Here is a 13,014-nt window from a genome sequence, read left to right as displayed (position 1 = left end):
GCTTGAAAGACATTGAATTAATCTGTTTTTGTATGCAGAGTTACCAAAGCGGCAGGAGGATCGGCCGAACGGTCTTCCTGGCGTCATTGCTCGGTCAACGTGCGCAGGAGGGGAAACCTGTGTCGTCGACGAATCTGCTGACGGGGCTGATGCCGCCGGACATTGCCGAGGACCTGCTTGCCAGCGGAGGCGACTTCGCGGTCGAGACCGGCCATTTGCTGCCAAGCGCGCAGCTCGACGGCAGCCAGGTCTTCATCGTGACCGAGGGCGTTGCGTCCAAGTTCCAGCTCTCGCCCAACGGCAAGTCGTCCGAAGTCGGAATGGTCGGCTTCGAGGGCATGTTTCCCGCCGCCGCCCTGCTCGACGTACCGAGCGCGCCGCATATCGTGCTGGTCCAGGTCGGGCCGCTGAGGGGCCGGCGCGTGCGGACCAAGGATTTCCAGCGGATCGTCGGCGCCAGCGAGGACGCCCAGCAGGTCATCCGCCGCTATCTCTATAGCTTCATCGCGCAAATCTCCTCCAACCTCCTGTGCACCGAACAGTCAGTCGTATCGCGCGTCGCCCGCTGGCTGCTGATGTGCCATGACCGCCTCCCGTCGGACACGATCCACGTCACCCATGACGCGCTGGCGCAAATGACCGTGTCGCACCGGCCGACCATCACCAACGCCTTGCAGGCGATGCGCGCCTCCGGCCTCATCGACATGGTCCGGGGCTGCATCACCATCCGCGACCGCAAGGGGCTGATCGACGCCAGCGAGGGCGGCTACGGCACCGCCGAGCGTTACTGGCAGGAGCATCTCGCGCCCTTCGGCAAGGGCTGGCCGGCCTGATCCGCCGTTCGCAGAACGCGCTTCTTCGACCAACCGACGAACGGTTTTCGTTTCGGCCTTGACCATGCGCTACAATTGTAGCACCCCGGCGTTACAAATGTAGCGCTAGGAACGACTCGTGCTGAATCGACTGCCACCCAAGGAACGCCAGATCGTCGACCTGCTCTACCAGCAGGGCGGGATGACCGCGTCCGAAGTGACCGATGCCCTCCCCGACCAGGTCAGCGGTTCGGCCGTCCGGACCATGCTCCGCCGGCTCGAGGACAAGGGCTATGTCGAGCGCAGCGAGAGCGAGCGCGGCTTCGTCTACGCGCCGACCGTGTCCGATCAGACCGCGCGAAAGTCGGCGCTCAGCGAGGTCGTCCGGGTCTTCTTCAACGGCTCGCCGACCAGCGCCGCCAGCGCGCTCCTCGGCATGTCCGACCGGATCGATACCGACGAACTGGACGCGCTCGAGAAGATGATCGCCGAAGCCCGCAAGGCGAAGGGGAAGTAGGATGGAACAGCTTGCCGCCTTCATTCTGAAGTCGATCCTCATCTCGGGCGTGACGCTCGGCCTCCTCCACCTGCTGCGCGGCCGCTCGGCGTCCGAGCGCAACATGGTCGCCCATTTCGGCCTGCTCGCGCTGCTGGTCCTGCCCCTGGGTTCGATGTTCCTGCCGCAACTGGTCATCTCGCGCCCGGCCGCGGCCGTCGCCGACACCACCGTCCAGGCACCGACCATGGCCGAGACCGGGGCGGTTCTCAGCAACTCGCCCGCACCGCTCACCGCCACCGCGCAATTCAGCGCCGCCGACTTCTGGCCACTCCTCTATGGCGTGCCGGTCGCCATCCTGCTCGCCATCACCCTGCTGGCCGTCCTCCGCCTGCTTGCGCTGCGGACCAAGGCCTCGGTGCTGGTGGAGCCGATCTGGCTGTCCGCGCTCGCCCACGCGCAGCGCCGGATGGACTTCAAGCATGGCACTGCCCTCCTCACCAGCCGCGATCTCAAGTCGCCGATCAGCTGGGGCCTGGTCAGCCCGGTCATCCTCCTCAACGAGGAAGCCCTTGGCGCGCAGGCCGAGGCCGAGGCGATCATCGCCCACGAGCTCGCCCACGTCCGCGGCCTCGACTGGGCCAAGCTCCTCCTCTCGCGGATCGTCACCGCGCTCTATTGGATGAACCCCCTCGTCTGGATCCTCGCCCGCGAAGCGCATCAGCTGCGCGAGGAGACCGCCGACGATGCCGTCCTCGCGGCCGATGTCTCGGGTCCCGATTATGCCCAGCTGCTGGTCGGTGTCGCCCGTCATGACTGCCGCGGCCTGCTGCTCGGCGCCCACGGCGTCGCCCCGTCCAGGAGCAGCCTTTCGCGCCGTGTCCGCCGGGTCCTCGATTCGAGCCTTCCGCGCACGCCGGCCGCCCGCGGCTTTGCCGCCGGGATCGCGCTCGGCGTGGTCGGCACGGCTGCGCCACTGGCCGCGCTGACCTTCACCCCAACCGCCGCCGCGGACCCGGCAAAGCCTTATTATGTGAGCGCGCCCGAGCCCGCCAACTCGCTGCCGGCCGTGGTCGCCCGCTCGGTCGCTGGCGCCGCCACGCTGACCAGCGAGACGGTTGTCACGCACGTCAGCTCGGCCATCACCGGCAATGACGCCGCCCCGGCTTCCGATTTCGAGCGCAAGCTCGAAGCCCAGATCGAACGCCAGCTTGCCCAGGACCCGCTTTCGCCCGCGCTGCCGCGGTCGCCGAAGCCCGTCCGCCCGCGCACGCCGCAGGAACTGGCGCTCGACCGGGCCATCACCCGCGCCGTCGCCGCCAAGTCGCTCGGCATCACCCCCGACTATGCCGCCCAGATCCGCGCCGCGGCGCCGGGACTCGCGATCGCCGACGAGGACCTGACCGGGCTCAAGGCGGTGGGCGTGACGCCCGAGTGGCTCCGCGACATGACCCGCTCGGGCTACCGGGCCCGCGACATCAACGACCTTACCGGCGCCCGCGCGGTTGGGGTCAACGGTGCTTATGTCGCCGACCTCGCCGCCGCGGGCCTGCGCAATGTCGACCTTGGCGATCTCACCGCGATGCGGGCCATGGGGGTCGATGGCCGCTTCATCCGCAGCCTCCAGCAGCGGGGCATGACCGGCCTCACCCCCGACCGGCTGATCGAGCTTCGAGCGCTGGGCTTCACCGGCATTCGGGTCCGGCCGCCCACCCCGCCTCGGTCGGGCGCGCGCTCGCCTGAACCGCCCGAGGTGCCCGAGCCACCCGAGGACGCCGGCGATCCCGACCCGGATCAATAGCCGACCCCTGACCCACCGCTGACTGCTGCCGCCGCACCGCCCGTCCCGGGCGGACCGGGAGCGCCTTGCCTGCCGACCTGACCAACCAAGGGAGTTCGTCATGAACCGTCCGCTTGCCCTTCTCTTCGCCCTTCTCCTGACCGGCCTGTGCATGACCTCGACCGGCCTCGCCGCCGATCTTGGCCCGCTCCGCTTCCGGGTCAGCGCCACCGGCACGGCCGAGCCCCAGCTGCGGATCTATGCCCACTCGGCCAGCGGCAACCGCTTCGACAGCAGCATGGCCTGGCGCGACCTCCAGGGCGTCGACCCCGCCGCGCTCCGAGTCGACGGCCCGCTCCGCTTCGCCCTCGTTCGCCCGGCCGGCCGGATCGACTGCACCGGTACCGCCGGGCGCGGCACCGCCGAGGGAAGCTGCAACTTCGCGCCCGACCGCGCCTTTGCCGACTATCTCGTCGCCCGCGGCATCGAGCGCCCCGACGAGCGCGACGCCTTTGCATTGACCATGGTCGGCGCCGATCGCGCCCTGGTCGACGGCATCGCCGCCGCCGCCTACCCCCGTCCCGAGCTCGACGACTTGATCGGCCTCGCCGCGCTCAAGGTCTCGCCTACCTACATCCGCGACCTTGCCGCGGCCGGCTACCGGCCGCAGCGCCTCGGCGACCTGATGGCGTTCAAGGCCCTCGACGTCACCCCGGCCTATATCGCCGAGCTCCGCGCCGCGGGCTTCACCCGCATGCCTGCCGACGAGATCGTCCAGTTCAAGGCGCTCGGCATCTCGCCCGCCTTCGTCCGTTCGCTCGCGGCGGTCGGCTATGCCGACCTTCGTCCTGACGAGATCGTCCAGCTGCGCGCGCTCGGCATCACCCCCGATTTCATCCGCGGCTTCCAGCGCGCCGGCCACCCCCGGCTCAGCGTCGAGCAGCTCGTCCAGTGCAAGGCGATGGGGATCGGCCCCGAAGACCTTCGCACCTTCGCCAGGGCCAAGGGGGTCGCCATGTCGGCCGACGCGCTGGTCGCGATGAAGGTGGCGGGCCTGCTCCCGTGACCCGGACCCATTCCCTTTCCCCTTATCTTCCCCGAGGAGCGGCTCCCATGTTGCGTTTCCTGTCCCGTGCCGCCCTTCTCGCCGGCGCGGCATCCTTCCCCGCCCTCGCCCAGACCGCGCCGGCCGCGCCCGCCGCCGCACCGGCCGGCGGGCAGACCGTCTATGTCCCCGCCGACTTCGCCCGCTTCGCGCCGCGCACCGCCTTCGACATGCTGGCGCAGGTCCCCGGCTTCACCATCCGCGCGACCAACGGCGGCCGCGGTCTCGGCCAGGCGACCGAGAATGTACTGATCAACGGCCAGCGCATCGCCAACAAGTCGGGCGGGGCGATCGATACGCTGCAGCGCACCGCCGCCAGCGCGGTCGAGAAGATCGAGCTGGTCGACGCCGCCCGCCTCGGCATTGCCGGGCTCGCGGGCCAGGTCGCCAACGTCGTACTCAAGGCCGAACAGAAGGGCTCGGGCCAGTTCGAATGGCGCCCCGATTTTCGCGCCCATTATGCCAAGCCGCGCTTTCTCGCCGGTTCGGTTACCTGGAACGACAAGGCCGGCCCGTTCGCCTATAAATTGTCGTTCGACATGAACACCGGCCGCGGCGCCTATGGCGGTCCGGCCGAGATCTACGACGGCGACGGCGACATCATCGAGCGGCGCGACCAGCACATCTGGTCGACCTTCGAAGGTCCCAAGTTCCTCGCCGCCACCGGGATCGACGGGCCGGGCTCGTCGGTCGGCAACCTGTCGGTTTCGATCCAGCCATACTGGTCACGCTTCGAGGACCATGACCGGCGCCTGCGCGAGGACGGTGACGACCGCACCCGCTTCACCCGCCAGAAGCAGGACGGGCACCTGTTCGACGCCAGCGCCGACTATGCCTTCGCCTTCGGTCCTGGCCGCCTGAAGCTCATCGCGCTCCGCCACTTCGAGCGCGAGCCGACCGTCACCACGCAGGTCACCAGCTTCGACGACGGCCGCGCCGACGAAGGCATCCGCTTCAATCGCCTCGCCCGCATCTCGGAAACGATCGGCCGGGGCGAATATGACTGGAAGATCGGCCGGACCAATCTCCAGATCTCGCTCGAACGCGCCGACAACCGCCTCTCGCAGGTCGGCCGCCTCTTCACGCTCGCCCCCTCGGGCGAATTCGTCGAGCAGGATTTCCCGCAAGGCTCGGGCATCGTCCAGGAACGCCGCTACGAAGGCCTCGTCACTGTCAGCCGCGCCCTTTCCCCCAAGCTCGACCTCCAGCTGGTCGCGGGTGGCGAGATCAGCCGCCTCGAACGCGTCGACGGCGACCTACCCGCCCGCAAGTTCTTCCGCCCCAAGGGCAGCCTCACGCTCGGCTGGCGGCCGAGCGCGCCATGGGACGTCAGCCTCAAGCTCAATCGCCGGGTCGGCCAGATCAGCTTCTACGACTTTCTCGCCCAGCCCAAGCTTAGCGACGACCGCGAGAATAGCGGCAATCCCGACCTCGTCCCGCCGCAGAGCTGGGAAGCCGAGCTCGAGGTCGGCCGCAAGCTCGGCCGCTTCGGCCAGACCCGGCTGCGCACCTACCATCACCGCATCACCGACATCGTCGACATCATCCCGATCGGCCCGGACGGCGAAGGCATCGGCAACCTGCCCAAGGCGACCCGCACCGGCGCCGAATGGACCAGCACCTTCACCCTCGATCCGCTCGGTCTGCGCGGCGCCAAGATCGATTCGACCGTCGGCCTCGAACGCAGCCGGGTGCGCGATCCCCTGACCGGCGAGCAGCGTCCGATCAGCGGCAACCGCAAGCTCTGGGTCGACCTTTCCTTCCGTCAGGACGTTCCCGGCACCAGCTATGCCTGGGGCTTCAGCGGCAGCCACAGCCGCAACGCTTATTCCTATTATCTGACCGAAGTGACCCGCACCTGGGAGGGGCCGTGGTTCGACCAGATCTTCGTCGAGAACAAGAATGTGTTCGGGCTGACCGTCCGGGCGCAGGTCACCAACCTGCTCAACGCCCGCCATCGCCAGGAACGCTTCGTCTATGACGGCCGCCGCAACGTCAGCCCGCTCCGCTTCCGGCAGAGTCACAACCAGCTGATCGGGCCGATCTTCGGCCTCGCGGTGACCGGCAGCTTCTAGAGGACGTAGCGGACCCTGATCTGCTGGGTGGTCGCGGTGGCCGGCATGGTGAAGCGGATCTCTTCCCAGCGCGGCGGCCGCGGCCGCATCGCGGGATTGTTCGAAAAGCCGAAACCTTCGCGCGGGATGCTGAAGGTCATGTCGAGCTTCCCGTTGTTATTCTCGTCGTGGATCACCAGGAGCGCATACGTCCCGGGCTTCACCGGCCCGAGGTCGAGCCGCGCCGCGCTGCCGGCGGGCACCGTCCGCGACAGCGCGCCGCGATCGTCCTTGCAGCGGAGGAAGTTGCCCGAATTGGACGTGAGGCAGAGGTGCACGACCCCCTTGGCGGAGCGGATCCCGCTCAATTGCACCTTGAGGTCGGCCTCGCCCGAGGGCGCCGCCGCGCCGGTTGCGCCCACCGCCGCCAGCAACGCCAGTGCCGCCTTGCTCAATCTCGAAAAGGTCATGGCCGCGCCCCCTGCCACCATAAAGCTAAGCCTCAGCTTAACGGCCCTCGGGCGGGGTCGCCAGCATGGTTCCGTCCCGCTACAGCCCGAAGGAGATGCGGCGCGCGGACCTGGCAATCGTGGGAGGGGGACTGGCCGGCGGCCTGTGCGCCCTCGCGCTTCAAAAGCGCCGTCCCGATCTTTCCCTCCTCCTCGTCGAACCCGGCGAGAAGATTGGCGGCAATCACCTCTGGTCCTTCTTCGAGGGCGACATCAGCCCGCGCAACCGCTGGCTGACCGAGCCGCTCATCCGCCACCGCTGGGCCGATTATGAGGTCCGCTTCCCGGCCCACCGCCGCCACCTCCACGAACCCTATCGGACGATCGAGAGCGAGGCGCTCGACGCCGCGGTCCGCGCCGCGCTGCCCGCGGACGCGATCCTCCGCGCCGAAGCCCGCGACGTCGCCCCGACCCACGTGACCCTCGCCGATGGCAGCCGGATCGAGGCCAGCGCGGTGCTCGACGCGCGTGGCGGCAAGGCGGAGGGGCTCGATCTTGGCTGGCAGAAATTCCTCGGCCAGCTCCTCACCATCCCGCAGGGCCATGGCCTCGACCGCCCGATCGTCATGGACGCGACGGTTGACCAGCACGACGGCTACCGCTTCGTCTACTGCCTGCCCTTCTCGGACACCGAATTGTTCGTCGAGGACACCTATTACAGCGACACGCCAGAGATCGACGCCGAAGTCCTGCGTGAGCGGATCGCCGATTATGCCGCGGCGCAAGGATGGCAGGTCGCCGCCCGCACCCGCGAGGAGCATGGCTCGCTCCCGGTCGTCACCGGCGGCGACTTCGACCGGCTCTGGCCGGCGTCGGATACCGTCGCCCGCGCCGGCGCCCGCGGCGGCTTCTTCCACCCGCTGACCAGCTATTCGCTCCCCGACGCGGTCAAGTTCGCCATCTGGCTCGCCGAGGACGCCCCGCTCGATTCCCGGCTCGGCGCCGCCACCCGGGCACGCGGCCGCCGGCACTGGAAGACCGGCGCCTTCTACCGTTTGCTCACCGCGCTCCTGTTCCACGCCGCCGACCCCGGCGACCGCTACCGGGTGCTCGAGCGCTTCTACCGCCTTTCCGGCCCCTTGATCGGGCGCTTCTATGCGGGCGAAAGCAACGGCTTCGACAAGGCCCGGGTTCTTGCGGGCAAGCCGCCCGTGCCCTTCTTCCGGGCACTCAAGGTTCTAAAGGATAGTCTGTGAAGAGTGCGATCGTGATCGGGGCCGGCTTCGGCGGCCTGGCCCTTGCCATCAGGCTCCAGTCGGCGGGCGTGCAGACGACCATCGTCGAGGCCCGCGACCGGCCCGGTGGCCGCGCTTATGTCTGGGAAAAGGACGGCCACGTGTTCGACGCCGGCCCGACCGTCGTCACCGATCCGGACTGCCTTCAGCGCCTGTGGAAATTGAGCGGGCAGGACATGGCGAAGGACGTCGACCTCGTCCCCGTCACCCCCTTCTACCGCCTCTCCTGGCCCGACGGCACGGTGTTCGACTACACCAACGACGATGCCGAGCTGAAGGCGAGCATGGACAGGCTCTCGCCCGGCGACTGGGACGGCTACCAGCGCTTCCTCCAATATTCGAAGGGCGTCTTCGAGGAAGGCTATCTCAAGCTCGGCACCAAGGCCTTCGAGAGCATCGGCGACATGCTCAAGGCCGCCCCCGCGCTTGCCCGCTATCAGGCGTGGCGCTCGGTCTATTCGATCGTGTCGGGCTATGTGAAGGACGAGCATCTCCGCCAGGCGCTCAGCTTCCATACCCTGCTGGTCGGCGGCAATCCCATGACCTGCTCGTCGATCTACGCGCTCATCCACAAGCTCGAGCGTGACGGCGGCGTCTGGTTCGCGATGGGCGGCACCAACAAGCTGATCGGCGGCATGGTCGCCTTGTTCGAACGGCTCGGGGGCACCATCCGCCTCGGCGATCCGGTCACCGCGATCGAGGTCGCCGGCGAGCAGGCCCGCGCCGTCCGCACCGCCTCGGGCTGGCGCGGCGAGGCCGATGCCATCGCCTCCAACGGCGACGTCGTCCACACCTACGACCTCGTCGAAGGCTCGGCCCGCGGTCCCAGCCAGTCGCGGGCGATGAAGCGCAAGCGTTTCAGCCCCTCGCTCTACGTCCTCCACTTCGGGCTGGAGGGCACCTTCCCCGACATTCCGCACCATTCGATCCTGTTCGGACCGCGCTACCAGGGACTGATCGGCGACATCTACAAGGGGGGCGAGCTCGCCACCGATCCCGCGCTCTATCTCCACCACCCGACCGTCACCGACCCGTCGATGGCGCCGCCGGGCTGCTCGACCTTCTACGCGCTCGCCCCCGTGCCCCATCTCGGCAAGGCGCCGGTCGACTGGGCCAAGGAAGGCCAGCGCTACCAGGACGTAATCCTCGACACGCTCGCCGAGCGGCTGATCCCCGACATCCGCAGCCGGATCCGGACCATCTTCCATTACACCCCGACCGACTTCGGCCGTGACCTCTCGGCCCATCTCGGTTCGGCTTTCAGTCTCGAACCGGTGCTCTGGCAGTCGGCCTGGTTCCGCACCCACAATCGCGACGACAAGATCCGCAACCTCTACTTCGTCGGCGCCGGCACGCACCCGGGCGCGGGCATCCCGGGCGTGGTCGGAAGCGCCGAGGCGACTGCGGGGCTGATGCTGGCGTGAGCGAAGCCGACGAACGGGCGCGGCTGGTCCAGGCCGCGCTGGAAAGCATCTCGGCGGGCTCCAAGAGCTTCCGCTTCGCCAGCCAGCTGTTCGACCAGCCGACCCGCGAGCGGAGCTGGCTGCTCTACGCCTGGTGCCGCGCCTGCGACGACGTCACCGACGGCCAGACCCTCGGCCATGACGCGGTCCGGGTCGACGACCCCGCCGCGCGAATCGCCTTTCTCAAGGAGAAGACCGGCGAGGCCTTCGCGGGCCAGCCGACCGGCCTCGTGCCCTTCGATGCACTCCGCGCCGTCGCAGCCGAATGCGCCATCCCCGAAGCCGTCGCGGCCGACCATCTCGCCGGCTTCGAGCGCGACGCCGCCGGTTGGCGCCCCCGGACCACCGAGGACCTGCTCTCCTATTGCTACCAGGTCGCCGGCGCGGTCGGGGTGATGATGGCCCATGTCATGGGCGTCGACGCCGGGGACCACGACACGCTCGACCGGGCGGCCGACCTCGGGATTGCCTTCCAGCTCGCCAACATCGCGCGCGACATCGTCGACGATGCAAAGGTCGGCCGCATCTATCTTCCGTCCGACTGGCTCGTCGCCGAAGGCCTCGAAGGGGCCGACCTCGCCGATCCGCGCCACCGGCCCGCGCTCGCCCGGCTCGCCCGCCGCCTCGGGGACATGGCCGCGGCCTATCGCCGCTCGGCCCGCGTCGGCGCTGCCCGCCTTCCCTTCCGGAGCCGCTGGGCGGTGCTTTCGGCGAGCGGCATCTACGGCGAGATCGCGACCCGCGCCGCGGCGCTCGGGCCCCGCGCCTGGGACGAGCGCATCACTACCTCCAAGGCGGAGAAAGCGGCGCTGGTGATGGAAGCCTTCTGGGAAGCGCTGTGGCCGGTCAGGCCCGTTCCTCGTGACGGATTGTGGACCCGCCCTTCGCGGCCCTGATCGTCTTGCCCCGGCTCGCCGCCAGCGCCTGCTTCACCCGCTCGACCGGCGGCGCATAGAGGAAACCGAAGCTCACCGCCCCGTCGCGGCTCTCGACCGCATGATGCAATTTGTGCGCCTGGACGATCCGCTTGAAATAGCGCGACCGCGGAACGACCCGGTGCGGCAGCCGGCCATGGACGATGATGTCATGGAAGCCGAAATAGATCGCGCCGTAGAAGGCGACCCCGGCTCCGACCCACAGGGCCCACTCGCCGGCCAGTCCCTGCGTCCCGAGATAGATGAGCGCGATCGAAGGCAGCCCGAAGACCACCGCATAGAGGTCGTTCTTCTCGAACCAGCCCTCGCGGTCGCGGTGATGGCTCTCATGCCAGCGCCAGCCCAGCCGCGAATGCATCACGAACCGGTGAAGGACGTAGGCGAACGCCTCCATCACGAGGACGGTCAAGAGGAACAGGGCGCTTCCGGCAAGCCAGGACATGCCGCTCATATAGGCGTCGCCGCCCGTCCTGCGAAGCCGGCGCTTCTACCGTGTCTCGCTGAGGAAGCGCATCAGCTCGGCGAGCGTGCTCTCCATCTGGTCCTGCATCTGGCTGACCAGCTCATTCTCGCGCATGCCCTCATGGTCGAGCGGCTTGGAATAGCTGTCGCTGAACGCCTTGAGGTCGCTTTCGTCGAACACCCCGCGTGCGACCAGCTTGGCGAGGATCACCAGGAGGCCGTTGGTATTGGCGATGGTGCCCGCGACCAGCGCCTCGTCGACCATCGACAATTGCGTCCGGTCTTCCTCGGGGCTTTCGCTTTCGGGGCTGGTGTCGTCCTCGGGGATGTCGTCGGCCATGACGCCCTTAAAGAAAGCGGGCCGCGGCGCGTCAATCGAGAAAGGCGTGAAGCACGGCCCACCGCGCCGCCTTGTCGGCGAACGGCAGCGTGTAGGCCGGGCTCGAGGACGGCAAATCCACGAGCGCGAGGCCGGACCCGCCGAGCAGTTTCCGCCCGATCCGCGCCGCCGTCCCCCCATTGAACGCCACCGCCCGGAGCGCCGGGAGGGTTGCGGCGAAACCGGCCAGGTCCCGCGCCTCGATATCCTTCATCTGCCCGTCGAGGCTGCCCGTCCGCCGCGCCGCATCGACCACGTCCCACAGCGCGATGCCGCGGGCCATCAGCGCGTCGAGACGCGCCGCATAGTCGAGCGCGACGAGCGGGATCCCTGCTGCGCCTTCGAGCAGGCGCCAGAACTGGTTCTGCGGATGCGCATAATAACGCTCGGCCTTGAGCGAGGCGTCGCCCGGAAGGCTGCCGAGGATAAGCAGGCGCGCGTCGGCGCGGGCGATCGGCGGAAGGCCGCGCTTCATCGGCCCGGTCATGCTATGCCCCTGGCCATGTTCCGCCCGTTCCGCTTCGCCCTGCTCGGCCTGATCACCCTGCTCCTCACCCGCAGCAGCAGCCGCGATTGGACGAGACCGCCCCGCCAACGCTAAGGGCGCTGCCATGGCTCCGGAGGAACTCCGCATCGCCCTCGTATCGGGCAACTACAATTATGTGCGCGACGGCGCCAACCAGGCGCTCAACCGGCTGGTCGGCTTCCTGCTCCGCCAGGGCTGCCAGGTGCGAATCTATTCGCCGACTGTCGACGAGCCCGCCTTCGCCCCCACCGGCGACCTCGTCTCGCTGCCCTCGCTCGCGGTCCCGACCCGCGACGAATATCGCTTTCCGCTCGGACTGCCCAAGGCGGTCCGTGACGATCTTGCCGCTTTCCGCCCCAACGTCGTCCACATCGCCAGCCCCGACGTCAGTTCGCACCGCGCGGTGACCTGGGCGCGCAAGCGCAACATCCCGGCCATCGCCTCGGTCCACACCCGCTTCGAGACCTATCTCGCTTATTATCATCTCGAGCTGCTCGAGCCGACCGTCCGCGCCATTCTCCGCCGGCTCTATCGCCGCTGCGACGCTTTGCTGGTGCCGGCCGAATCCACCGCCGCGGTGCTTCGCGCGCAGCGGATGAACCGCAACATCGCCATCTGGTCGCGCGGGGTCGACCGCGGCCAGTTCAACCCCGAGCGCCGAAGCCTCGAATGGCGCCGCTCGCTCGGCATTGCCGACGACGAAGTGGTGGTCGCCTTCCTTGGCCGGATCGTGATGGAAAAGGGCCTCGACGTCTTCGCCGCGGTCCATGACGAACTGCGCAGCCGCAACGTTGCCCACAAGGTGCTGGTGATCGGCGAGGGCCCCGCCCGCCCCTGGTTCGAAAAGGCCCTGCCCGCCGGCATCTTCGTCGGTCACCAGGAAGGCGCCGACCTCGCCCGCGCGCTCGCCAGCGCCGATCTCTTCTTCAATCCCTCGATCACCGAGACCTTCGGCAACGTGACGCTCGAGGCGATGGCCTGCGCGCTCCCCGTCGTCGCCGCCGCCGCGACCGGAGCGACCAACCTCGTCCGCGACGGCGAGACCGGGACCCTGTCCGAACCGGGCGACATTGGCGCGCTGGCCGACGCCATCTCGGCCTATGTCGCCGACCCCGCCTTGCGCCGGGCGCATGGCGAGGCCGGGCTCGCCTTCGCCAAGACGCAGGACTGGGACGTGATCAACGGCGCGGTCCTCAAGACCTACGCCCGTGCCATCGAACGGCGCGAACGCCTGACCCGCATCAAGGGCTAGCCCGCC

General features: G+C 68.8%; 13 protein-coding genes. 9 read left to right on the top strand and 4 right to left on the bottom strand.

What is annotated here, in order from left to right; translation table 11 throughout:
* Window positions 1-119 precede the first annotated feature (119 nt).
* From AC4GYU_RS07540 to AC4GYU_RS07520, 5 genes are all read left to right on the top strand, one after another.
* Window positions 120-833, top strand: a complete 714-nt coding sequence (locus tag AC4GYU_RS07540; protein ID WP_491086272.1) for a Crp/Fnr family transcriptional regulator — start codon at window positions 120-122, stop codon at window positions 831-833.
* 118 nt (window positions 834-951) lie between these two features.
* Window positions 952-1,329 (top strand): BlaI/MecI/CopY family transcriptional regulator, encoded by a 378-nt coding sequence (locus AC4GYU_RS07535; RefSeq protein WP_491086271.1) that lies wholly within the window; start codon window positions 952-954, stop codon window positions 1,327-1,329.
* Between the two features lies 1 nt (window position 1,330).
* On the top strand, window positions 1,331-3,109 hold the full coding sequence (locus AC4GYU_RS07530) for a M56 family metallopeptidase (RefSeq protein WP_491086270.1): 1,779 nt from the start codon (window positions 1,331-1,333) through the stop codon (window positions 3,107-3,109).
* A 100-nt stretch (window positions 3,110-3,209) separates the two neighbouring features.
* Window positions 3,210-4,154: a hypothetical protein gene (locus tag AC4GYU_RS07525; protein WP_491086269.1), complete on the top strand. Its 945-nt coding sequence runs from the start codon at window positions 3,210-3,212 to the stop codon at window positions 4,152-4,154.
* Between the two features lie 47 nt (window positions 4,155-4,201).
* On the top strand, window positions 4,202-6,268 hold the full coding sequence (locus tag AC4GYU_RS07520; protein WP_491086268.1) for a TonB-dependent receptor plug domain-containing protein: 2,067 nt from the start codon (window positions 4,202-4,204) through the stop codon (window positions 6,266-6,268).
* Here AC4GYU_RS07520 and AC4GYU_RS07515 read toward each other — a convergent pair.
* Window positions 6,265-6,717 carry a DUF2141 domain-containing protein gene (locus tag AC4GYU_RS07515; RefSeq protein ID WP_491086267.1) on the bottom strand — a complete coding sequence of 151 codons (453 nt, stop codon included), beginning with the start codon at window positions 6,715-6,717 and terminating at the stop codon, window positions 6,265-6,267. The two genes, AC4GYU_RS07520 and AC4GYU_RS07515, sit on opposite strands and share 4 nt — an antisense overlap.
* 95 nt (window positions 6,718-6,812) lie before the next feature.
* On the opposite strand from AC4GYU_RS07515, the gene crtY reads away from it, so the two are divergent.
* From crtY to AC4GYU_RS07500, 3 genes are read left to right on the top strand one after another with little or no spacing between them, the layout of a single operon-like run.
* The gene (crtY, locus tag AC4GYU_RS07510) at window positions 6,813-7,952 is read left to right on the top strand and encodes a lycopene beta-cyclase CrtY (RefSeq protein WP_491086266.1); all 1,140 of its coding nucleotides are present in this window, start codon (window positions 6,813-6,815) and stop codon (window positions 7,950-7,952) included.
* Window positions 7,949-9,415: a phytoene desaturase gene (locus AC4GYU_RS07505; RefSeq protein WP_491086265.1), complete on the top strand. Its 1,467-nt coding sequence runs from the start codon at window positions 7,949-7,951 to the stop codon at window positions 9,413-9,415. The genes crtY and AC4GYU_RS07505 overlap by 4 nt, the downstream gene beginning before the upstream one ends.
* Window positions 9,412-10,350, top strand: coding sequence for a phytoene/squalene synthase family protein (locus tag AC4GYU_RS07500; RefSeq protein WP_491086264.1), 939 nt, complete (start codon window positions 9,412-9,414; stop codon window positions 10,348-10,350). Before AC4GYU_RS07505 ends, AC4GYU_RS07500 begins: the two co-directional genes overlap by 4 nt.
* On the opposite strand, the gene AC4GYU_RS07495 is transcribed toward AC4GYU_RS07500, so the two are convergent.
* From AC4GYU_RS07495 to AC4GYU_RS07485, 3 genes are read right to left on the bottom strand one after another with little or no spacing between them, the layout of a single operon-like run.
* Window positions 10,301-10,831: a sterol desaturase family protein gene (locus AC4GYU_RS07495; RefSeq protein ID WP_491086899.1), complete on the bottom strand. Its 531-nt coding sequence runs from the start codon at window positions 10,829-10,831 to the stop codon at window positions 10,301-10,303. The two genes, AC4GYU_RS07500 and AC4GYU_RS07495, sit on opposite strands and share 50 nt — an antisense overlap.
* 45 nt (window positions 10,832-10,876) lie before the next feature.
* Window positions 10,877-11,191, bottom strand: a complete 315-nt coding sequence (locus AC4GYU_RS07490) for a hypothetical protein (RefSeq protein WP_491086263.1) — start codon at window positions 11,189-11,191, stop codon at window positions 10,877-10,879.
* A 31-nt stretch (window positions 11,192-11,222) separates the two neighbouring features.
* Complete coding sequence (locus tag AC4GYU_RS07485; RefSeq protein WP_491086262.1) at window positions 11,223-11,717, bottom strand: DNA-deoxyinosine glycosylase; 495 nt, start codon at window positions 11,715-11,717, stop codon at window positions 11,223-11,225.
* Between the two features lie 124 nt (window positions 11,718-11,841).
* On the opposite strand from AC4GYU_RS07485, the gene AC4GYU_RS07480 reads away from it, so the two are divergent.
* Complete coding sequence (locus AC4GYU_RS07480) at window positions 11,842-13,008, top strand: glycosyltransferase family 4 protein (protein ID WP_491086261.1); 1,167 nt, start codon at window positions 11,842-11,844, stop codon at window positions 13,006-13,008.
* Window positions 13,009-13,014 lie beyond the last annotated feature (6 nt).

This window comes from Sphingomonas sp. SP2, from assembly GCF_058313385.1.
The sequence above is the reverse complement of the archived record's forward strand: the minus strand, read 5'-3'. Positions and strand labels throughout refer to the sequence as shown.